We start from the raw sequence: 19,777 nt of genomic DNA on the forward strand, positions 1-19,777 counted from the left end.
TCCTGAAGCAAGTGTAGGGACCGGCCGACGGGCCGGTCCCTGCACCTGTGCGCCTCGGCGGACGTCGCGTGCTTCCTACTTGAAGAACGCGATGCCGTCGTCCGGCAGGTCGTTGATGTCCTTGATCAGCTGGGCCGGCGAGAGCACCTTCTTCAGCTGGGCGGACATGTACGGGCGCAGCGGGACGTTCGGGGCGGCCTTCTCGCCGACCCAGAGCAGTTCCTCGTTGACGAAGCCGTAGAGCCGCTTGCCGCCCGAGTACTCCGGGGAGCCCTCGATCCGGGCCACCGCGTCGGTGGAGACGTCGATCTGCGGCTTGCCGTCGGCCAGCTCGCCGTACCAGATCTCCACCGTGCCGTCGTCGCGGACGGAGGAGATCTCGATCCCGCGGGCACCGCTGGCGCCGTGCTGGTTGCTGGTCACGCGCCAGAAGGCGTGCTCGTTCTCCAGCGGACGGACCTTCTCGCCCTCGCTGTCCAGCACCCAGGTGCGGGAGCGGAACTCCAGGAAGGGCCGTCCGTCGTGACGGATGACGATCTCCTGGCCGAAGTTGCACTTCTCGGTGTCCTGGCCCTCCGAGCCCGGCAGGGGGGCGTAGACGCCCGCGCCCTCCCAGGTGCCGAGGAGGAAGGCCAGCGGGACGACGTCCTTGTGGAGGTCAGAGGGGATCTCGATCATGTTCCTGGTCGCTGTCGTCGGTGCGGGATCACTTCAACCGTACGGCAGTCGCTCAGCGCTGGCCCTGGTACAGCTTCATCACCGAGAAGACGGCGAACCAGGTGATCAGCACGGCCATGAGGGCCAGCAGACCGTCGAAGAAGATTTCCAGACCGGACACGGGGGGCTCCCAGGGCGGCGACAGTGTGTGGATTTTGCTGCCGCTCACTCTATCCGGACGGTGCCGACGGGTCTCGGTGAGCCCCACCACGACGGCGATCTACTGTGTCCGCATGTCGTCTCAGAAGAAGCTCGTCATCAAGGTCACCGCCGGAGCGGACGCGCCGGAGCGGTGCTCGCAGGCGTTCACGGTGGCGGCGGTCGCCGTCGCCAGCGGGGTCGAGGTCTCGCTCTGGCTGACCGGGGAGTCGTCCTGGTTCGCGCTGCCCGGGCGCGCGGCCGAGTTCGAGCTGCCGCACGCGGCCCCGCTGCCGGACCTGCTGGAGTCGGTCCTGGCGGCCGGCACGGTCACCCTCTGCACCCAGTGTGCGGTGCGGCGCGGGATCGAGCAGAAGGACACCGTCGAGGGCGTCCGGATCGCGGGCGCGCAGGTCTTCGTCAGCGAGATCATGGCCGACGGCGTGCAGGCGCTCGTCTACTGATCCCGGCGGTCCGGGCGGTCGGGGCGGTCCCGGTCGTGGCCGGGCTCGTCCCACTTCGGGTCCTCCCAGCGCGGGTCGTTCCACCAGTCGTCCTCGGGGTCCCGCTTGTTGGCGAAGACCGCGGCGGCGGGCGGGATCACCATCGCGACCACGCACATGGCGATCGCGGCCGGGACGGACCAGAACCGGACCACGCCCCAGGCCAGCACGAACAGCCCGAGGCAGACGCCCATCATGGCGAAGTAGTAGCGGTGTCGCCGACGTGCCTGCACACGTCCACGGTATGCCCGAGGGCCCCCGCACGGCAGGGGCCCTCGGTGACGCCGATCCGTCGTGGACGGTCAGACCGCGATCGCGACCTCGGTCAGGTTGCCCTGGGAGGCGACCACCTGGCGGTCCACGGTCTGGCCCGGGATGAGCGCCCGCAGGGTCCACTTGCCCGGGCGGGCGAAGAACCGGAACTGGCCGGTCGCCGAGGTGGGCACCTCAGCCGTGAACTCGCCGCCCTCGTCGAGCAGTCGGACGTAGCCGTTGACCGGCTCGCCGTCGCGGGTCACGGAACCCTGGATGATCGTCTCGTTCGCCACGTCAACTCCTGCCAGGTCAGGCCCACCGGCCTTCGCACCGCACATGTCTTGTCTTCCCTTCAGCCTTACGGGTGGAGCAGGCGGCTCAGTTGCCGAGCTCGATCGGCACGCCGACGAGGCTGCCGTACTCGGTCCAGGAACCGTCGTAGTTCTTCACGTTCTCCTGGCCGAGCAGCTCGTGCAGGACGAACCAGGTGAGCGCGGAGCGCTCGCCGATGCGGCAGTAGGCGATGGTGTCCTTCGCCAGGTCGATGCCCTCGGCCTCGTAGAGGGCCTTGAGCTCGTCGTCGCTCTTGAAGGTGCCGTCGTCGTTGGCGTTCTTCGCCCACGGGATGTTGCGCGCGGAGGGCACGTGGCCGGGGCGCTGCGACTGCTCCTGCGGGAGGTGGGCCGGGGCGAGCAGCTTGCCGGAGAACTCGTCGGGCGAGCGGACGTCGACCAGGTTGAGGGTGCCGATGGCGGCGATCACGTCGTCGCGGAAGGCGCGGATCGAGGAGTCGACGGCCTGCGCCGTGTACTCGGTCGCGGCGCGCTGCGGCACCTCGGCGACCAGGTCGCGGGAGTCGAGCTCCCACTTCTTGCGGCCGCCGTCGAGCAGGCGGACGTCACCGTGGCCGTACAGCTTGAAGTACCAGTAGGCGTAGGAGGCGAACCAGTTGTTGTTGCCGCCGTAGAGCACGACGGTGTCGTCGTTGGCGATGCCCTTGGCGCTGAGCAGCGCCTCGAAGCCGGCCTGGTCGATGAAGTCGCGGCGGACCGGGTCCTGGAGGTCGGACTTCCAGTCGATCCGGACGGCGTTGCGGATGTGGTTCTTGTCGTAGGCGGAGGTGTCCTCGTCGACCTCGACGATGACAACCTTCGGGTCGTCCAGGCGGGCCTGGACCCAGTCGGCGTCGACCAGGACGTCGCTGCGGCTCATGGTGTTGTTCTCCATCCGGGGGCGGTTTGCGGAAGGTGGTGCTGCTGGTGGCTGCTTCGGGTGCTGCGACGCAGCGGGGGTGCGGTCGCCCGTCGGAGGCCGGTCCGAATTCCTGTCCGAATAGTGGGACATACGGCGGCGTGCGGTACGAGCGGGCGAGAGGTGCGGAGCAGGGCGGCCGCGCCCGGCCCCAGGGGCTGGCACAGGTCACCGGAGAAATCGGCGGCGGGCGGCAACTGCCCTGCCAGGACGCCGAGTCAGCGCATTCGACACAGACAGGCGGCCACGCGGCACAGGTCTACCGCCCGCCGCTTCGTGAGGTCCGTCTGTCGCTTCATGCCGACGATGCTAGGGACACCCGAGGCCCGCTGTCATCAGCGTATCGAATACCGAGACCAGATCGCTCGGATGCTGGGATTTGACCCTTCCATGGGCATCGGGAACCGGCCACGGCCCGGCCGACACGGCCCCGGGGGCCGGTCCTGGGGTGGGAACAGCACCGCTCCGCGGCCGGCGCTGGACAGCGCGTCTCGCGGAGCGGAACGGTGGACGGCGGGGTCGGGCCGGCCGGCGGTCAGCCGATGAGCTTGACGTCCTTGCCCTCGAAGGCCAGCCGGAAGCCGTCCTCCTGCGGAGTCACCGAGGCGAGGTTCAGCCCGGCGGGCAGCGCGGCGAGGGTGAAGCTGATCGGGGCGATGGCCTGGTCGGACACCCCGGCGAGCAGCGAGGCCATCGCGCTGATCCGGAAGCCGTCCACCGTCACGGTGTTCCCCTTGTTGTGCACCGAGGCCTCACCGACCGGGAGCGGCCCGAGCGAGGCCTTGACCTTGCCGGGCCCGCCGTAGGAGAGGCTCAGCCTGGTGCCGCCGCCGAGCGAGAGCCGGCCCGCGTTCGGCACCAGCTCCGAGGCCGGCGGCAGCAGCCGCGACAGGTCCGCGTAGTCGATCAGACCGGAGCCGGAACCGGTGGCCACGGTGGCGCTGCTCATGTTGTCGCTCACCTCGACACCGGAAAGTCTGGCCGAGAAGGAGTGCAGCGCGACCTTGTCCTTGCCCTCGCCGACGGTCAGCCCGTCCGCGGAGATCCGCACATCGTCCAGCTTCTGCGAGACGACCTGGGTCAGGAACGGGAAGCCCTCGATCGACACGTGCGGCTTCTGGCTCATCCGGCCGCTCTTCAGGATCTGGTCGGCCGCCTCGTCCTCGGCGACCCCCACGGCTATCCGGTCGGCGCCCACCAGTACCCCCGAGAGCACCACCAGGCCGATCGTCGCCTTCAGCCAGCCGCGCATCGCTCTCCCCCGTCGTCGCCGGTCGCTGTTCGCTGTCGTTCGCTGTCGTTCGCTGTCGTTCGCTGTCGCCACGTGTCGTTCGCCGCGGTCGGTCCTCGCGGCGGCGGACCCGGGAACTCCGGTACGGCCGCTCCGCACGACCGTACGACGTCCCGCCCCGGAGCATGGTTCCGGGGCGGGACGTCGTGGGGAAGGCCGCCTCGGCGGCGGCGGTCAGCCGAGCAGGGTCGTGGCGATCCACACCAGCGGCGACGCGACCGCGAGCGGCAGCGCCACGCCCGCCGTCATGTGCACGAACCGGGACGGGAAGTCGTACCCCGCCACCCGGCGGCCGATCAGCGCGCCGAGACCGGCCGCCGCGCCCAGCGCCGGCGGGGCGCCGACCGCGAGACCCAGCCCGACCGCCGCGAGCAACCCCAGCAACGGGCCCAGCCACTTCGGCCCGGGCAGCGGCGCGGCCGCCAGCAGCGTCGCCAGCGCGACCGCCCCGACCGCCGCCGGCACCCAGTCCGACAGCAGCAGCGCCGTGCAGAGCACCGTCACCACGGTGGCCGAACCGAGCACGGTCAGCGCGTAGAACCGCTCCTTGGGATCGGCCGGGCGGAACGTCTGCAGCACCAGGACCAGCAGGAAGAACCCGCCGAGCGTGCCGACCACGGCCGCCGTGCCGCCGTCCTCGTCGGCCAGCAGCACCGCCACGTCGGCCACCACGCCGGACAGCGCGGCCAGCGCGATGCCCTGCCGGGCCGGCCACATGCCGTTCAGCCGGAACCAGCCGGCCGCCGTCAGACCCTGGAGCAGCACGAGCACCAGCGCCAGCCCGACCTGGCCGAGCGCCGCACCACCGGCCAGCAGGGCGGCGGCACCGGCGGTGATCAGCGCCGGCTGGAGGCCGGGGTCGTTGATCGGCGAACCGGTCCGGACGGCGGGCGCCGCCGGGGCCGGGGCGTGGACGGGAGCCGGAGCCGGGACCGGCACCGGCGCCGACGGCGGAGCGGTGAACGGCGCGGCCGGAGCCGCGGGGGCACCGTGGCCGCAGGGGTCGGACGGGGACCGGGGGTCGCGCTGGGGCGCGGACCCGGGGTCGGAGCACCCGGCTTGGGTGCGCCCGCGGCCGAACCGGCCGAGGGCTGGGGCGCCGCGGGCTTCCGCGGGCCCGGCTTGGCAGCAGAGCCACCACCGGTGGGGGCAACGCCAAGCGCGTCAGTCAACTTGCGCACGACCGGCGCCTCGATCGTCGAGGACGCCGAACGGACGAACTCGCCCAGCTCGGTGAGCTTGGCCATCACGGCCTTGCTCTCCAAACCAAGCTCCTTGGCGAGCTCGTAAACCCGGACCTTAGCCACTTCACTCCTGTTCATGAGTCCGGGGGTCTCGTCCGCCGGACTGTCGCTACTTCATGGGCGTACCCATCGCGTACTCATCGCGTACTCATCGAGTGCTCATCGCAATCTCGACCTACTTCCACATCGCGAGGTACCTGACTGGTGGCACGACGTACGGCTGCCCGTGCGCCGTGCTTGTTGCGGTGGTTCTCCGCCGCGCGAGCGGCGCGCTGTCACGGGGAGCTGTCGCTCACCCGCTCCTCGATGAACCCGCGGAGCCGCTCGGTGTCGAGCGCGCCCTGGAGCCGGAAGGCCCGGGGGAACGCCCGTCGGCGGACCGCGAGGTCGAGACAGGCCGGTTCAGGGTGCAGATGCGCTCCCCGGCCCGGCAGTGCGCCACGTGGATCAGGGACGCAGACGCCCTCGACCGCCGTGACACGCAACAGCTGGTGCTTGGCCGCGCGCTTGCGGCAGCCCACGCAGGTGCGTTCCGGGCGTGCTCGGACATGCGTCCGGCCAGACGAAGGCAAGTCTACCCCTCCGAAGGGACATGGCGCCGCCCCGCCGGTTCCGGGGGGAACGGCGGGGGGCTCCGACAACAACGACTACTCGGCCGGGGACTCCGGCTCGGCGCCCTCGGTGTCCGGTCGGATGTCGATCCGCCAGCCGGTCAGACGGGCGGCCAGGCGGGCGTTCTGCCCCTCCTTGCCGATCGCCAGCGACAGCTGGTAGTCCGGCACGATCACCCGTGCGGAGCGCTGCGCCAGGTCGACGATCTCCACACTCGTCACCCGCGCGGGGGACAGCGCCGCGGCGACCATCTCGCGCGGGTCCTCCGACCAGTCGACGATGTCGATCTTCTCGCCGTGCAGCTCGCCCATCACCGCGCGCACCCGGGCACCCATCGGGCCGATGCAGGCGCCCTTGGCGTTCAGGCCCTGGCGGCGTGACCAGACCGCGATCTTCGTCCGGTGGCCGGCCTCACGGGCGATCGCGGCGATCTCGACGCTGCCGTCCGCGATCTCCGGGACCTCCAGCGCGAACAGCTTGCGGACCAGGTTGGGGTGGGTGCGCGACAGCGTCACCGACGCCCCGCGGACGCCCCGACGCACGGCCACGACGTAGCACTTCAGCCGGGTGCCGTGCCGGTAGTCCTCGCCCGGGACCTGCTCCTGCGGCGGCAGGATGGCCTCCAGCTTGCCGATGTCGACCAGCACGTTCTTCGGGTCGTTGCCCTGCTGGACGACACCGGTGACGATGTCGCCCTCCTTGCCCGCGTACTCGCCGAAGGTCTGGTCGTCGGCGGCGTCGCGCAGCCGCTGCATCATGACCTGCATGCCGATGCTGGAGGCGATCCGGCCGAAGCCGCTAGGGGTGTCGTCGAACTCCTTCGGCTCGACGCCCTCGTCCAGCTCCGACGCGTCCTCGGTGGCCCAGACCGTCACGTGGCCGGACTGGCGGTCCAGCTCGACCCGGGCGCGGCGGCGCGAGCCCTCGGTGCGGTGGTACGCGGTGAGGAGGGCCGACTCGATCGACTCGACCACGAGGCCGAAGGGGATGTTCTTCTCGCTGACCAGCGTGCGCAGGGCACTCATGTCGATGTCCACGGCTACGCCTCCTCGTCTTTCGTCACGTTCTTCATGGTGCGGTCGGTGCGCAGGTCGTCACTCCGCACCGTCGTCCCCCTCTTCGAGCAGCTCGTCGAGCTGCTCGTCGTCCTTGCGGTTGAACTCCACCTGGACGCGAGCACGGTCGACCTCGGCGTACTCCAGCCGGCGCTCCTTGGCCCGTCCGCGGCCCTTGACCGGCTGCACCTCGACCAGCGCGCCGTCCTCGTCGGCCGCCAGCACCCGGGCGACGATCTCCCCGCCGTCGACCAGGTGGATCTTGGCCAGCCGGCCCTCGGCGCGGATCCAGTGCCGGGGAAGGTCCAGCGGACGCTCCGCACCCGGTGATCCGACCTCCAGCACGTACGCGCCGGAACCCATCACGTCCGACTCGTCCAGGGCCTCGCCGACCAGCCGGCTGAACTCGGCAACGGTGTCCAGGTCCACGCCGCCGTCGGCGTCCACGTCGATCTGCACCTGGCGGCGGCTGCCCGCCTGGGTGACCTTGACGTCCTCCAGGTCCAGGCCCGACTGCGCGGCCAGCGGCTCCAGCAACGCACGCAGCCGGTCGATGTGGGTGGTGCTCATCCGGGTGGACTCCTCGGCCGCGTCTGCTGTTGTCGGAAGGTCGCACCGCACCCACCGGCGCCGTTCCGGCGCGCGGCCGGGTCGCGGCAGCTCGGCCCAAAGCCTAGCCGGTGAACCGCCCAACCACCGATTCCGCCCCCGGCAGCGCCAGCCCCTCCCGGCCCGGTGCGAGCAAGCTCACACGGGCCGCCCGCGCCCGCCGGGAGGGCAATCCACGCCCGCACAGGTGAGGATTCTGTAATTATTCACGCCAGCGAGGGCAGGCCGTCCTCCCGTACCCGCCCCCGGAGTGACACCCATGCAGCCGCCCAGCCGCCGGACCTTCCTGGCCCTCGGGCTGCTCCTCACCGGCGGAGCGCTGACCGCCTGCACCGACTCGCCCCACCAGGACCCGGGCCGCCCGGCCGGCGACCACAGCCGCCCCGACCCCGACGAGCCGGTCCGCCGCCGCGCCCTGGACGCCACCGACGCCCTGCTGGCCGCCTACGACGCCCTGCTCCCGCAGGCTCCCCAGCTGCAGCCGCTGCGCGAGGACGTCGCCCGCCACCGCGCGGCCCTGGACACCGCCACCCCGACGCCGACGCCCTCCACCGGCACCGGCACCCCCGGCGCCACCGCGTCGGGCACCACCGCGTCCGGCAGTACCCCCGGTGCCACCGCCTCCACCACGGCCGCCACCGTGCCCACCACCGCCGCGCTGGCCTCCCTCGAACGCCAGACCGCCCAGGCCCGGCTGGCCGACCTGGGCGCCGCCTCCCCGCCGCTGGCCCGCCTGCTGGCCTCGGTCTCCGCGGCCGGCGTCCTGCACGCCGTGGCCCTCGGTGACGCCGCCCCGGCCGCTGCCGCCGCCCCGGCACCGTCCGCCTCGCCGTCCGCCTCCACCAGCGCGTCCACGACCGCCTCCGCAGGCGGCACGGCCGCCCCGTTCCAGGACGCCCTCGGCGCCGAGCACGCCGCCGTCTACGGCTACGGCGTGGTCGGCGCCCGCGTCACCGACGACGGGCAGCGCACCGCGGCCCGCACCGCCCTGGCCGCCCACCAGGCCCGCCGCGACGCCTGGCAGCGCCTCCTCTCCGGCGCCGGCGCCACCCCCGACCCCGCGGCCGCCGGCTACCAGCTGCCCTTCCCGGTCACCGACGCGGCCTCCGCCGGCCGCCTCGCCGCCCACCTGGAGACCCGGCTGACCGGCGTCTACGCCGACCTGGTCGCCGCCGTCCCCACCCCCCAACGGCCGCTGGCCGCCGACGCCCTGCGCGAGTCCGCGCTCCGCGCCCGCCAGTGGGGTGCCGCCCCCACAGCCTTCCCCGGCATCGCCGACACCCCCGCCGGGACGAGTACCCCCACCCCGTAACGGAGCGCGGCCCGCGCTCCGCCCCAGCGGGCCCCGGCCCTCCCATCACCGACAATGGAGGCGTACCACCACGGGGGAACCGCTACCGAAAGGCCGGCATGTCGGCAGCAGCACCAGGGCAGATCACCGTCCCCGAGCGGCTCGCGCGCAACGTCAACGCCGTCCGCCCCGAGGAGGCGGAGCGCTGGCTGGCCGCGCTCCCCGCCCTCGTCACCGCCGAACTCGCCCGACTGCGCCTCACCCTGGACCGCGTCCTGGACCCCGGCGGCTCGCTCGCCCTGGTCGCCTACGTCCACCGCGACGACGACCTCGCCCCGGCCGTGCTCAAGGTCTCCCTCCGCACCCCCGGCACCGCCCACGAGGCCGAGGCCCTCAGCGCCTGGGCCGGCCGCGGCGCCGTGCTGCTCCTGGACACGGCGGCCCCCGACCCCGGGACGACCGTCCTCCTCCTGGAGCGCCTGCACGGCGAGATCCCGCTGCGCTCCCTCGCCGAGCCCAAGGCGATGCTGGAGGCCACCAGCCTGCTGCACCGGCTCTGGACCCCCGTCCCCCCGGGGCACGCGTTCCCCGGCCCGCCCGCCCCGGCGCCCGCCGCCACCGCCCCGGAGCTCCCGGCCGAGGCCGGCCCCCTCCTCGCCGAGGCCCGGGAGGCCGCCGCCGACCTCGCCGCCTCCGCGACCGAGGAGTTCCTGCTGCACGGCGACTTCCACCACGGCCATGTGCTCGCCGCCGACCGCGCCCCCTGGCTGGCGATCGGCCCCCGGCCGCTGGTCGGCGAACGCGCCTACGACCTGGCCCGCCTCACCCTGGACCGCGCCGACACCCTGGTCGGCTCCCCCGGCCTCCCGGCCGCCGTCCGCCGCCGGCTGCACCAGCTCGCCGAAGCCCTGGAGGTGGACCGCGACCGCCTGCGCGGCTGGACCCTGGTCCGCGCCGTGGACCTCGCCGGCGCCGCCCTCGCCGCGGGCCGGCGCCCCGACGCCGAGCTCTACCTGGAGTTCGCCGGCGCGCTCTGAACCACGTCCGCGCCGCCCGCCCCGCGCAACGGCAGCGGAGCGCCCATCACCGCGTAGCGCCGCTCGGTGTTCGGGAAGTGCACGGCCCGCGCGAGGTCCCGGTAGCCCAGCGAGCGGTAGAGCCGCCGGGCCGGCGTCTCCGCGTCGATCGCGGAGAGGATGCTGCGGTCCGCCCCCGACCGCGCGGTGAGGGTCCGGATCAGCGCCGAGCCGACGCCGCGCCCCTGGAACTCCGGCAGCACATGCAGTTCGGTGACGGCGAAGACGCCGTCCAGCCAGGCCCCGTACCCCCGGGCGACCAGATAGGGCTCGATCACGGTGCTCCACCAGTGGTCGCGCCGGTTCGGCATCCCGTAGCCGAAGCCGACCAGCCGGCCGCCGCTGACCGCCCCGAGCGCGATCACCCCGGGCTGCTGGGCGTGCCGTCCGACGATGTGGAGCCGGACCATGACCTCCTCGGGCGTGAGCCCGAAGGCCACCGCCTGGACGTCGAGCGCCTGCGGAGCCCATGCCGCGAGGTCGATGGCCTCGATCCGCACCCCGGCCGGCCCAGTCACCCCGGTCACCCAGACATCACCCCAGTCACCCGTTCCATGCCCCGGACGTTACCCCCCGGCCACCCGCCGCGCGGCCCGCACCGGCAACCCGGCCGGCGGCGGCCGGTCCGCCCTCAGAACAGCACGCTCATGAACGCCCCGACCTCGCGGAACCCCACTCGCCGATAGGAGGCCCGCGCCCGCAGGTTGTAGTCGTTGACGTACAGCGACACCACCGGCGCGACCTCGCGCAGCGCGACCTCCAGCACTGCGGCCATCCCGGTCTCGGACAGCCCCTGGCCCCGGTGCTCGGGCGCGACCCAGACCCCCTGGATCTGGCAGGCGCCCTCGGTGACGGCCCCGATCTCGGCCTTGAACACGACCTCGCCGTCCTCGCCGAAGCGGGCGAACGAGCGTCCGGTGGTGACGAGTTCGGCGACCCGGGCCTGGTACAGCAGCCCGCCGTCACCGGCCAGCGGCGAGACGCCGACCTCCTCGGTGAACATCGCCACGCAGGCCGGCATCAGGATGTCGACCTCGTCCCGCCGCACCCGCCGCACCAGCGGGTCCGGGGCGATCTCGGCGGACGGCACCGTGGTGGCGAGCAGCGGCTGGTGCGCCCTGACCTCACGGGCGGGCCCCCAACTGCGCTCCAGCAGCGCCCACAGGGCCGAGGTGGGACCGGCCGGGCCCACGATGGAGGAGCAGCGGCGCCCCTGTCTGCGGGCGCGTTCGGCGAAGGCCTGGACGGCCTGCGGGCCGGCGTCCACCAGGACGAGATTGGCCCCGGCGTAGCAGAGCGCGTCGAGTTCGCCGTGCTCGTCGTACCAGCCCCACATCTCGCCGCCGAGCCGCCAGGGGTCGAGGCCGACGGCCTCCACCCGGGTGGCCACGAAGGCGTTGGCGACGGGGTCGCGGTGGAGCACGGCGAGGGCGTCGGCGAGGTCCGGCGGTTCCAGCACGCGGGTGGTCGCCAGGGCGCGGGCGGCCTGGAACGAGCTGGGGAGCATCACACCTCGATCGAGCATCGAGACAGCACCTTACTGAGACGACTGTGGCCGCACCCTACTCCCTGCCCCCACCCGGACACGGCCGCGGGGCCGTCCGCGAACGGACGGCCCCGCTTCCGGAAGTACAGCGCGGACCTACCCGGCACCGGGGTGGGTCACTCGCCGGCGGTGACGGTCGGCGCGCCGGACTCGACGCCCTCCGACTCCATCTGCTCGGCGATCTTGAACGCCTCCTCGATCAGGGTCTCCACGATCTTGGACTCGGGGACGGTCTTGATGACCTCGCCCTTGACGAAGATCTGGCCCTTGCCGTTGCCGGAGGCAACACCGAGGTCGGCCTCGCGGGCCTCGCCCGGGCCGTTGACGACGCAGCCCATGACCGCGACGCGCAGCGGCACGTTCATGCCCTCCAGGCCGGCCGTGACCTCCTCGGCGAGCTTGTAGACGTCCACCTGGGCGCGGCCGCAGGACGGGCAGGAGACGATCTCCAGACCGCGCTGGCGCAGGCCGAGCGACTCCAGGATCTGGTTGCCGACCTTGATCTCCTCGGCCGGCGGGGCGCTCAGCGAGACCCGGATGGTGTCGCCGATGCCCTCGGCCAGCAGCGCGCCGAAGGCGACCGCGGACTTGATGGTGCCCTGGAAGGCGGGGCCGGCCTCGGTGACACCGAGGTGCAGCGGGTAGTCGCAGGCGGCGGCGAGCTGGCGGTAGGCGTTGATCATCACGACCGGGTCGTTGTGCTTGACCGAGATCTTGATGTCGCGGAAGTCGTGCTCCTCGAACAGCGAGCACTCCCAGAGCGCGGACTCGACCAGCGCCTCGGGGGTCGCCCGGCCGTACTTCTCCAGCAGGCGCTTGTCGAGCGAGCCGGCGTTGACGCCGATCCGGATCGGCACGCCGGCGCCCTTGGCGGCCTTGGCGATCTCGCCGACCTTGTCGTCGAAGGCCTTGATGTTGCCCGGGTTGACCCGGACCGCGGCGCAGCCGGCGTCGATCGCGGCGAAGACGTACTTCGGCTGGAAGTGGATGTCGGCGATCACCGGGATCTGCGACTTCTTCGCGATGATCGGCAGCGCGTCCGCGTCGTCCTGGGACGGGACGGCGACCCGCACGATCTGGCAGCCGGACGCGGTGAGCTCCGCGATCTGCTGCAGCGTGGCGTTGATGTCCGAGGTCAGCGTGGTGGTCATGGACTGCACCGAGACGGGCGCGTCGCCGCCGACCGGCACGTTGCCGACCATGATCTGACGGGAGACCCGGCGCTTGGCGAGCGGCTTGAGCGGCAGAGACGGAATACCGAGCGAGATCGCGGTCATGTGCGCAGGGTTCCCCGGGGTCGATGTGTGGTCGGCCCGGCCGCTGGGACGACCGAACCCGGGCGCGCCGACGATCGCACGCCCGGGCTCCAACGGTACGCCACGGGAACGGGCGCCCGCGCACCCACCGGCCCGCCGCTCTAACTGATCTTGACCGGGTTCACCAGGTCGGCCACCAGCACCAGCAGGGTGAAGCCGATGAACACGCTGGCCACCACGTACGCGAGCGGCATCAGCCGGGCCACGTCGAACGGACCGGGGTCCGGGCGGCGGAACATCCGTGCGAACCGGCGGCGCACCGACTCCCAGACCGCGCCCGCGATGTGACCGCCGTCCAGCGGCAGCAGCGGCAGCATGTTGAAGAGGAACAGCGAGAGGTTGATCCCGGCGAGCAGGTTGACGAAGTAGGCGACCCGCTGGCTGCCCGGGATGTCCAGCGAGAACACCTCGCCGCTCACCCGGGCCGCCCCGACCATGCCGATCGGGGAGTCCACCTCGCGCGGGGCGCCGTCGACCACCGAGTGCCACAGCCCGGGGATCTTGCCGGGCAGCGCGGCCAGCGACTCCACGCCGTTCTCCGCCATGTCGTACATCCGGTCCACCGACTGCCCGAGGCCGAGCCGGACCACGCCCGTGGTCGGGGTGAAGCCGAGGAAGCCCGCCCGCACCGTCTCGCCCTTGACCGGCAGGCCCTGGTCGTCGTACTTCTGCACGTCGTTGACGGCGATCGTCGGTTCGAGGGTCAGTCGCTGACCGTCGCGCTCGACCACCAGCTCGACCTTCTTGCCGGCCGACTTCCGGATGTCGCCCTGCAGCTGCTCGTAGTTGCCGATCCGGTCGCCGTCGAAGGACACCACCCGGTCGCCCGGGCGCAGCCCGGCCTGGAAGGCGGGCGCCGCCGGGGCGTCCGCCGGGCAGGTGTCGGTCGCCTGGCCGGCCTTGACCACGCACTCCGAGACGGTGCCGATGGTCGGCACCGCCATCGAGACGCCGAAGCCCATCATCACGGTCAGGAAGAGCCCGAACGAGAGCAGCAGGTTCATGAACGGCCCGGCGAACATGACGATCACGCGCTTCCACGGCTTGCGCGTGTAGAACAGCCGGGACTCGTCGCCCTCCTTCACCTCCTCGTAGGAGGCTTCCCGGGCGTCCTCGATCATGGACCGCCAGGGCGAGGTCGAACGCTGGGTGATCCGCCCGTCCGCACCGGGCGGGAACATCCCGATCATCCGGATGTACCCGCCCAGGGGAACGGCCTTGAGGCCGTACTCGGTGTCGCCCTTCTTCCGCGACCAGATCGTCGGCCCGAAGCCGACCATGTACTGCGGCACCCGAATGCCGAACAGCTTGGCCGTGGAGAGGTGGCCGAGCTCGTGCCAGGCGATCGAGAAGAGCAGTCCCAGTACGAAGACCAGGATGCCGACCACCGTCATCACCGTTGCCACCGCTGCGCCTCCGTCATTCCGCTCCGATCGTCCTGTCGTCGTACCGGTCCGCCGGGCGGCGCCGTCCGGCGGACCCGCCCCGGTGGCACTGCCCGTCCGGGCGGACCGTCAGCCCGCCGCCAGCTCGCGGGCCCGGGCGCGCGCCCAGTCCTCCGCGTGCAGGACGTCCTCCACCGTCAGCGAAGTTCCCCCGGCCGGGGCACCGTGCTCGGCCACGACCTTCGCAACAGTGTCCACGATCCCGGTGAAGGCGAGGCGGCCCTTCAGGAAGGCCTCCACGCACTCCTCGTTCGCGGCGTTGAACACGGCCGGGCAGGTACCGCCCAGGGTGCCGACCTCGCGGGCCAGCTGGACGGCCGGGAAGGCCTCGTCGTCCAGCGGGAAGAACTCCCAGGTCGCGGCCTTCGTCCAGTCGCAGCCCGGGGCCGCGTCCGGGACCCGGTCCGGCCAGCCCAGGCCGAGCGCGATCGGCATCCGCATGTCCGGCGGACTCGCCTGCGCCAGGGTGGAACCGTCCGTGAACTCCACCATCGAGTGCACGACCGACTGCGGATGGACCACGACCTCGATCCGGTCGAACGGCACGTCGTACAGCAGGTGCGCCTCGATCACCTCCAGGCCCTTGTTCACCAGGGTGGCCGAATTGATCGTGACGACCGGGCCCATCGCCCAGGTCGGGTGCGCCAGCGCGTCCTCGGGGGTCACCCCGGCCAGCTCCGCCCGGCCGCGGCCGCGGAACGGGCCACCGCTCGCGGTCACCACCAGCTTGCGGACCTCGGCCCGGGTGCCGCCGGCCAGCGCCTGGAACAGCGCGGCGTGCTCGGAGTCCACCGGGACGATCTGCCCCGGCCGCGCCACCGCCTTCACCAGCGGGCCGCCGACGATCAGCGACTCCTTGTTGGCCAGCACCAGCACCCGGCCGGCCCGCAGGGCCGCCAGCGTCGGGCCCAGACCGATCGACCCGGTGATGCCGTTCAGCACCGAGTGGCACTCCGTCGCCGCCAGCTCGGTCGCCGCGTCCGGACCCGCCAGCACGGTCGGCAGCGGCCCGCCCGCGGCCTTCGCCGCCAGCGCCTCGCGCAGCGCCGGCTCCGCCGCCGGATCGGCCACCGCCACGGTGCGCACACCCAGCCGGACCGCCTGCTCGGCGAGCAGTTCCACCCGGCCGCCGGCCGCCGACAGGGCCACCACCCGGAACCGGTCCGGATTGCGGAGCACCACGTCGACGGCCTGGGTACCGATCGAACCGGTCGATCCGAGGATCACCAACTCCCGGGGGCCGGAGGGGTCGGTCACCTCGGGGGTGAACCGCAGCTGCGGGTGGGCGAGCGAAGTCATGCGCCCATTGTGGCCTGCCCGACACCCTCCCCCGCACCACGGGTTCCCCCGATCCACCGCGGCGGTCGCGCGGACCCGCCGCACCGGTTCCCCAGGACGGCGCCCGCGCCCCGGGCTACCGTCGGAGCCATGCGCATCGTCATCGCCGGGGGCCACGGACAGATCGCCCTCCGACTGGAACGGCTGCTCGCCGACCGGGGCGACCGGCCCGCCGGAATCGTCCGCCGCCCCGAACACTCCGAGGACCTCGCCGCCGCCGGCGCCGAACCGCTGCTGCTCGACCTGGAGGCCGCCACCGCGCCGGAACTCGCCCGGCTGCTCGACGGCGCCGACGCCGTGGTGTTCGCCGCCGGCGCCGGACCGGGCAGCGGCGCCGCCCGCAAGCTCACCGTCGACCGGGACGCCGCCGTCCTGCTCGCCGACGCCGCCGAACTCGCCGGCGTCCGCCGCTACCTGATCGTCTCCTCGATGGGCGCCGACGCCCGGGCCGAGTACCCCGCCGACGAGGGCTTCCAGACCTATCTGCGGGCCAAGGGCGCCGCCGACGACGCCGTCCGCTCCCGCCCCGGCCTGGACTGGACGGTGCTGCGCCCCGGCCGCCTCACCGACGGACCCGGCACCGGACTGGTCCGGCTCGCCCCCGGCCTCCCGCGCGGCGCCGTCGACCGGCAGGACGTCGCCGCCGTGCTGGCCGCCCTGCTGCACGAGCCCGGCACCGCCGGGAAGACCCTGGACCTGCTCTCCGGCGACGCCACCGTCGCCGAGGCCGTCGCGGCCGCCGCCGGCCGGGACTGAGCGCTCCCCCGGCACGCCGGGCACGCCGAAGGGCCCGACCGCACCGCGGCCGGGCCCTTCGTCAGCACCTGTCTCAGAGGTCCAGGCCGCTGAGGACCATGACCTTCTCGACGGTGTAGTCGTCCATCGCGTACTTGACGCCCTCACGGCCGACGCCGGAGTCCTTGACGCCGCCGTACGGCATCTGGTCGGCGCGGTAGGACGGCGCGTCGCCGATGATCACACCGCCGACCTCCAGCTCCCGGTGGGCGCGGAAGGCGGTCTGCAGGTCGTGCGTGAACACGCCCGCCTGCAGGCCGAACGGCGAGTTGTTGACGGCGGCGAAGGCCTCGTCCACACCGTCCACCCGGTGCAGCGACAGCACCGGGCCGAACACCTCGCAGGTCGCCAGGATCGCGTCCGCCGGCAGCTCGGCCAGCACGGTCGGGGCGTAGGTCGCGCCCTCGCGGGTGCCGCCGGCGAGCAGCTTCGCGCCCTTGGCCACCGCGTCGTCCACCCAGGACTCGACCCGCTTCGCCGCGTTCTCGTCGACCAGCGGGCCGACGTCCGTGGCGTCGTCGTTCGGGTCACCGGTGACCTGGTCGGCGACCTTGGCGACGACCTTCTCCACCAGCGCGTCGTAGACCGAGGCGTCGGCGATCACACGCTGCACCGAGATGCAGGACTGGCCGCCCTGGTAGTTGGCGAACATCGCGATCCGGGTGGCCGCCCAGTCCAGGTCCGCCTCGGAGGACCAGTCGGCGAGCACCACGGCCGCGGCGTTGCCGCCCAGCTCCAGGGTGGTGTGCTTGCGCGGCACCGAGTCCATGATCTGGTAGCCGACCTTGTCCGAACCGGTGAAGGAGATCACCGGCAGCCGCGGGTCCTGCACCAGGGCCGGCATCCGGTCGTTCGGGACCGGCAGCACGCTCCAGGAACCGGCCGGCAGGTCGGTCTCGGCCAGGATCTCGCCCAGCACCATGGCCGACAGCGGGGTCGCCGGGGCCGGCTTGAGGATGATCGGCGCGCCGACCGCGATCGCCGGGGCGACCTTGTGCGCGACCAGGTTCAGCGGGAAGTTGAACGGGGCGATGCCCAGCACCACGCCGCGCGGGAAGCGGCGCACCAGCGCGAAACGGCCCACGCCGCCCGGGTCGGTGTCCAGCCGCATGGTCTCGCCGTTGGTCCGGCGGGCCTCCTCGGCGGCCCAGCGGAACACCGAGACGGCACGGCCGACCTCGCCGCGGGCCCACTTGATCGGCTTGCCGTTCTCCGCGGTGATCAGCTGGGCGATCTCCTCGGTGCGCTCGGCCAGCCGCCGGGCCACGTGGTCCAGGGCGGCGGAACGCACGTGCGCCGGGGTCGCGGCGAACACCGGCAGCGCGGCGACGGCGGCCTCCAGGGCCTCCTCGACCTGCGCCTCGGTGGGGATGCTCACCTTGCCGACCAGGCGGCCGTCCCAGCTGTTGTGCACCTCGAAGTCGGCGTCGCCGCTCGCCCGGCGGCCGGCCAGCCAGAAATCGTACGTGGTGGTCACCGTGGTACCGGCCTCTCCTCGTCGTCGTCAGGACCCCACGGACGTGGAGCCGCAATCGAGGGTAGGGCGGCCGACGCGCCGACCGGGTTGGACACGGAGTAGCGTTCGCCCGCGCGGCCACTCCACCGCGTCCAGCGGGCCGACCGCTGCGGCTACTCCTCGCCCGAGCGCAGCGCCAGCCACAGCTCCATCCGGACGTCCGTGTCGTCCAGCGACCGGCCCAGCAGCTCCTCGACCCGCCGCATCCGGTACCGCAGGGTGTGCCGGTGCACCCCGAGATCGGCCGCCGCCGCGTCCCACTGCCCGTGCCGCGACAGCCACGCCCGCAACGAGGCCACCAGATCGCCGCGCGCCGTCCGGTCGTGCTCCCGCAGCGGCCGCAGCAGCCCCTCGGCGAAGGCCGTCACGGCGTCCTCCCCGAGCAGCGGCAGCAGCGAGCCCGCGCCGACCTCCTCGTGGTCCACCGATCGGCGCCCACCGCGCAGCGCCACCGCCAGCGCCCGCTCGGCCTGCGCGTGCGCCGTCCCGGCGTCCTCCAGCGCGGCCGGCGCCGACACGCCCAGCGACAGACCCTCGTGCTCCTCCACCACACCCAGGCAGGCCCGGTGCACCGCGCCGTTGTCCAGCGCCAGCACCATCAGCCGCGGCCCGTGCGCGCCGTCCTCCCGCGCCACCAGCAGCTTCTCGCCGACCCGCGAACCCGCCTGCTCGGCCCGGTCGCCCAGCTCGCCCAGCGACTCCCCGGCGTCCACCCCCTGGCCGGCCCCGGCCACCAGCACCCGGACCGTGCCCTCCGGCAGCCCGCCGAACAGGCCCGCCGCCACCAGCCGCGCCGTCGCCACCTCCCCGGCCAGCACCATCCGCAACAGCGCCGCGCCCATCCGCTCCTCGGCCTGCCGCAGCTCCCGCGACCGCTCCAGGGTCAGCGTCAGCAGCGCCACCGCCGCGTTCAGCACATACCGCTCGGTCGGCGTGATCCGGTCCTCGGTGCCCACCGCCAGGAACCCGCGCGCCCGCCGGTCCGCCCCCAGCGACTGGACCACCACGTAGTCCTCGTCCGCCGTGTCTATCCCGGGCGCCCGGCCCTGCAGCGCGGCACTCGACGGCGCCGGACGCCGCCGCAGCCGGTCCACCTCCGCCGCCAGCCGACCGGCCCGCCGCGCCGCCCAGTCCGGCGCCACCACCGACAGCGCGCCCGAACCGTCGTACAACGCCGCCCAGCCGCCCAGCCGGGCCGCCAGCCGACGCACCACCGCCGTGGTGCCGTCCTTGCCCAGCGCGGCCCGGGTCAGCTCCTCCTGCGCCTCGAAGCTGGTCGTCACCGCCTCGTACTGCTCGGCCGCCAGCGCCGCCGACACCACCTTGCTGATCGCGATGAACGGCGTCGGCTCCGGCACCCGCAGCAGCGGCAGCCCGCGCTGCGCCGCCGCGTCCACCAGCGGCTGCGGCACCTCCGTGTGCGACAGCCCAACCCCGAGCCCCAGCCCGACCACCCCCGCGTCGGCCAGCCGGTGCACGTACGCCTGCAGCCGGGCGGCCGTGCGGCCCAGCTTGATACCGGTGGTGAGCAGCAGCTCACCGCCTTCGAGGAAGGGCGTCGGGTCGTCCAGCTCACTGGTGTGCACCCAGCGGACCGGCCGCTCCAGGTGGTCCGCACCGGCGAGGACCGTCAGATGGAGCGAGGTGTTGCGGACGACGGAGGCAAGTGTGGGGGGCATGGCACCTTCGGGGGAGCGACGCGACCGCGCCGTTGCGGCCGGGCGGGGGGAGAGCCGGGAGTCCAGGGGGATCCCCACTTCTCATTATGGACGCTCCGGA

General features: G+C 73.3%; 22 protein-coding genes. 4 read left to right on the forward strand and 18 right to left on the reverse strand.

The genetic code is table 11. The features are described from left to right. Positions 1-75: 75 nt before the first annotated feature. Positions 76-678, reverse strand: coding sequence for an FABP family protein (locus BI06_RS23975; RefSeq protein ID WP_030397545.1), 603 nt, complete (start codon positions 676-678; stop codon positions 76-78). A gap of 272 nt (positions 679-950) precedes the next feature. Here BI06_RS23975 and BI06_RS23980 point away from each other — a divergent pair, with 272 nt between their 5' ends. Beyond that, positions 951-1,319, forward strand: coding sequence for a DsrE family protein (locus BI06_RS23980; RefSeq protein WP_030397544.1), 369 nt, complete (start codon positions 951-953; stop codon positions 1,317-1,319). On the opposite strand, the gene BI06_RS23985 is transcribed toward BI06_RS23980, so the two are convergent. The 10 genes from BI06_RS23985 to rimP all read right to left on the reverse strand — a co-directional run bounded on the left by BI06_RS23985 (position 1,313) and on the right by rimP (position 7,636). Next, on the reverse strand, positions 1,313-1,591 hold the full coding sequence (locus BI06_RS23985; protein WP_030397543.1) for a DUF3099 domain-containing protein: 279 nt from the start codon (positions 1,589-1,591) through the stop codon (positions 1,313-1,315). The two genes, BI06_RS23980 and BI06_RS23985, sit on opposite strands and share 7 nt — an antisense overlap. Before the next feature lie 69 nt (positions 1,592-1,660). Then, positions 1,661-1,951 (reverse strand): DUF1416 domain-containing protein, encoded by a 291-nt coding sequence (locus BI06_RS23990; RefSeq protein ID WP_030397542.1) that lies wholly within the window; start codon positions 1,949-1,951, stop codon positions 1,661-1,663. Positions 1,952-1,991: 40 nt separating this feature from the next. Next, positions 1,992-2,825 (reverse strand): sulfurtransferase, encoded by an 834-nt coding sequence (locus BI06_RS23995; protein ID WP_030397541.1) that lies wholly within the window; start codon positions 2,823-2,825, stop codon positions 1,992-1,994. Between the two features lie 257 nt (positions 2,826-3,082). Then, positions 3,083-3,163 (reverse strand): Ms5788A family Cys-rich leader peptide, encoded by an 81-nt coding sequence (locus BI06_RS55555; RefSeq protein ID WP_350517234.1) that lies wholly within the window; start codon positions 3,161-3,163, stop codon positions 3,083-3,085. A 236-nt stretch (positions 3,164-3,399) separates the two neighbouring features. After that, a complete protein-coding gene (locus tag BI06_RS24000; RefSeq protein ID WP_030397540.1) occupies positions 3,400-4,116 on the reverse strand; it encodes a DUF2993 domain-containing protein in 717 nt (238 codons plus the stop codon). A gap of 213 nt (positions 4,117-4,329) precedes the next feature. Next, the gene (locus BI06_RS24005; RefSeq protein WP_051741695.1) at positions 4,330-5,094 is read right to left on the reverse strand and encodes a hypothetical protein; all 765 of its coding nucleotides are present in this window, start codon (positions 5,092-5,094) and stop codon (positions 4,330-4,332) included. Further along, on the reverse strand, positions 4,992-5,477 hold the full coding sequence (locus tag BI06_RS53740) for a translation initiation factor IF-2 N-terminal domain-containing protein (RefSeq protein ID WP_369826209.1): 486 nt from the start codon (positions 5,475-5,477) through the stop codon (positions 4,992-4,994). Before BI06_RS53740 ends, BI06_RS24005 begins: the two co-directional genes overlap by 103 nt. Positions 5,478-5,674: 197 nt before the next feature. Continuing rightward, a complete protein-coding gene (locus tag BI06_RS24010; protein ID WP_043471274.1) occupies positions 5,675-5,920 on the reverse strand; it encodes a YlxR family protein in 246 nt (81 codons plus the stop codon). Between the two features lie 126 nt (positions 5,921-6,046). After that, positions 6,047-7,048, reverse strand: coding sequence for a transcription termination factor NusA (nusA, locus tag BI06_RS24015; protein ID WP_030397733.1), 1,002 nt, complete (start codon positions 7,046-7,048; stop codon positions 6,047-6,049). Positions 7,049-7,105: 57 nt separating this feature from the next. Then, complete coding sequence (gene rimP, locus BI06_RS24020; RefSeq protein WP_030397734.1) at positions 7,106-7,636, reverse strand: ribosome maturation factor RimP; 531 nt, start codon at positions 7,634-7,636, stop codon at positions 7,106-7,108. Positions 7,637-8,447: 811 nt separating this feature from the next. On the opposite strand from rimP, the gene BI06_RS53745 reads away from it, so the two are divergent. Further along, the gene (locus BI06_RS53745; protein WP_082558649.1) at positions 8,448-8,987 is read left to right on the forward strand and encodes a ferritin-like domain-containing protein; all 540 of its coding nucleotides are present in this window, start codon (positions 8,448-8,450) and stop codon (positions 8,985-8,987) included. A gap of 98 nt (positions 8,988-9,085) precedes the next feature. Then, on the forward strand, positions 9,086-10,003 hold the full coding sequence (locus BI06_RS24030) for an aminoglycoside phosphotransferase family protein (protein ID WP_043471277.1): 918 nt from the start codon (positions 9,086-9,088) through the stop codon (positions 10,001-10,003). Here the strand turns inward: BI06_RS24030 and BI06_RS24035 are convergent. From BI06_RS24035 to dxr, 5 genes are all read right to left on the reverse strand, one after another. Beyond that, on the reverse strand, positions 9,976-10,569 hold the full coding sequence (locus tag BI06_RS24035; RefSeq protein ID WP_051741697.1) for a GNAT family N-acetyltransferase: 594 nt from the start codon (positions 10,567-10,569) through the stop codon (positions 9,976-9,978). The two genes, BI06_RS24030 and BI06_RS24035, sit on opposite strands and share 28 nt — an antisense overlap. A gap of 104 nt (positions 10,570-10,673) precedes the next feature. Then, on the reverse strand, positions 10,674-11,549 hold the full coding sequence (locus tag BI06_RS24040; protein ID WP_051741699.1) for a GNAT family N-acetyltransferase: 876 nt from the start codon (positions 11,547-11,549) through the stop codon (positions 10,674-10,676). 155 nt (positions 11,550-11,704) lie between these two features. After that, positions 11,705-12,865: a flavodoxin-dependent (E)-4-hydroxy-3-methylbut-2-enyl-diphosphate synthase gene (gene ispG / locus BI06_RS24045; RefSeq protein ID WP_030397739.1), complete on the reverse strand. Its 1,161-nt coding sequence runs from the start codon at positions 12,863-12,865 to the stop codon at positions 11,705-11,707. A gap of 140 nt (positions 12,866-13,005) precedes the next feature. Next, on the reverse strand, positions 13,006-14,310 hold the full coding sequence (locus tag BI06_RS24050) for an RIP metalloprotease (protein WP_037782398.1): 1,305 nt from the start codon (positions 14,308-14,310) through the stop codon (positions 13,006-13,008). 108 nt (positions 14,311-14,418) lie between these two features. Continuing rightward, positions 14,419-15,648 carry a 1-deoxy-D-xylulose-5-phosphate reductoisomerase gene (gene dxr / locus BI06_RS24055; protein WP_043471280.1) on the reverse strand — a complete coding sequence of 410 codons (1,230 nt, stop codon included), beginning with the start codon at positions 15,646-15,648 and terminating at the stop codon, positions 14,419-14,421. Between the two features lie 129 nt (positions 15,649-15,777). Between dxr and BI06_RS24060 the strand changes: the two genes are divergently transcribed. Continuing rightward, positions 15,778-16,443, forward strand: coding sequence for an NAD(P)H-binding protein (locus tag BI06_RS24060; protein WP_043471283.1), 666 nt, complete (start codon positions 15,778-15,780; stop codon positions 16,441-16,443). Positions 16,444-16,516: 73 nt separating this feature from the next. On the opposite strand, the gene BI06_RS24065 is transcribed toward BI06_RS24060, so the two are convergent. Both BI06_RS24065 and BI06_RS24070 read right to left on the reverse strand, forming a co-directional pair. After that, positions 16,517-17,959 (reverse strand): aldehyde dehydrogenase family protein, encoded by a 1,443-nt coding sequence (locus tag BI06_RS24065; protein WP_030397743.1) that lies wholly within the window; start codon positions 17,957-17,959, stop codon positions 16,517-16,519. 152 nt (positions 17,960-18,111) lie between these two features. Beyond that, positions 18,112-19,677: a PucR family transcriptional regulator gene (locus BI06_RS24070; RefSeq protein WP_030397744.1), complete on the reverse strand. Its 1,566-nt coding sequence runs from the start codon at positions 19,675-19,677 to the stop codon at positions 18,112-18,114. Positions 19,678-19,777 lie beyond the last annotated feature (100 nt).

This window comes from Kitasatospora sp. MBT66, from assembly GCF_000710405.2.
GTDB lineage: Bacteria > Actinomycetota > Actinomycetes > Streptomycetales > Streptomycetaceae > Kitasatospora > Kitasatospora purpeofusca.

Coding starts and splice junctions, on each gene's coding strand:
- BI06_RS24070 (WP_030397744.1), bottom strand. CDS start 19,677: ATGCCCCCCACACTTGCCTCCGTCGTCCGCAACACCTCGCTCCATCTG.
- BI06_RS23990 (WP_030397542.1), bottom strand. CDS start 1,951: ATGTGCGGTGCGAAGGCCGGTGGGCCTGACCTGGCAGGAGTTGACGTG.
- BI06_RS23980 (WP_030397544.1), top strand. CDS start 951: ATGTCGTCTCAGAAGAAGCTCGTCATCAAGGTCACCGCCGGAGCGGAC.
- BI06_RS24030 (WP_043471277.1), top strand. CDS start 9,086: ATGTCGGCAGCAGCACCAGGGCAGATCACCGTCCCCGAGCGGCTCGCG.
- BI06_RS23995 (WP_030397541.1), bottom strand. CDS start 2,825: ATGAGCCGCAGCGACGTCCTGGTCGACGCCGACTGGGTCCAGGCCCGC.
- dxr (WP_043471280.1), bottom strand. CDS start 15,648: ATGACTTCGCTCGCCCACCCGCAGCTGCGGTTCACCCCCGAGGTGACC.
- BI06_RS53740 (WP_369826209.1), bottom strand. CDS start 5,477: ATGAACAGGAGTGAAGTGGCTAAGGTCCGGGTTTACGAGCTCGCCAAG.
- BI06_RS23975 (WP_030397545.1), bottom strand. CDS start 678: ATGATCGAGATCCCCTCTGACCTCCACAAGGACGTCGTCCCGCTGGCC.
- BI06_RS24040 (WP_051741699.1), bottom strand. CDS start 11,549: ATGCTCCCCAGCTCGTTCCAGGCCGCCCGCGCCCTGGCGACCACCCGC.
- rimP (WP_030397734.1), bottom strand. CDS start 7,636: ATGAGCACCACCCACATCGACCGGCTGCGTGCGTTGCTGGAGCCGCTG.
- BI06_RS24060 (WP_043471283.1), top strand. CDS start 15,778: ATGCGCATCGTCATCGCCGGGGGCCACGGACAGATCGCCCTCCGACTG.
- BI06_RS24000 (WP_030397540.1), bottom strand. CDS start 4,116: ATGCGCGGCTGGCTGAAGGCGACGATCGGCCTGGTGGTGCTCTCGGGG.
- BI06_RS55555 (WP_350517234.1), bottom strand. CDS start 3,163: ATGAAGCGACAGACGGACCTCACGAAGCGGCGGGCGGTAGACCTGTGC.
- ispG (WP_030397739.1), bottom strand. CDS start 12,865: ATGACCGCGATCTCGCTCGGTATTCCGTCTCTGCCGCTCAAGCCGCTC.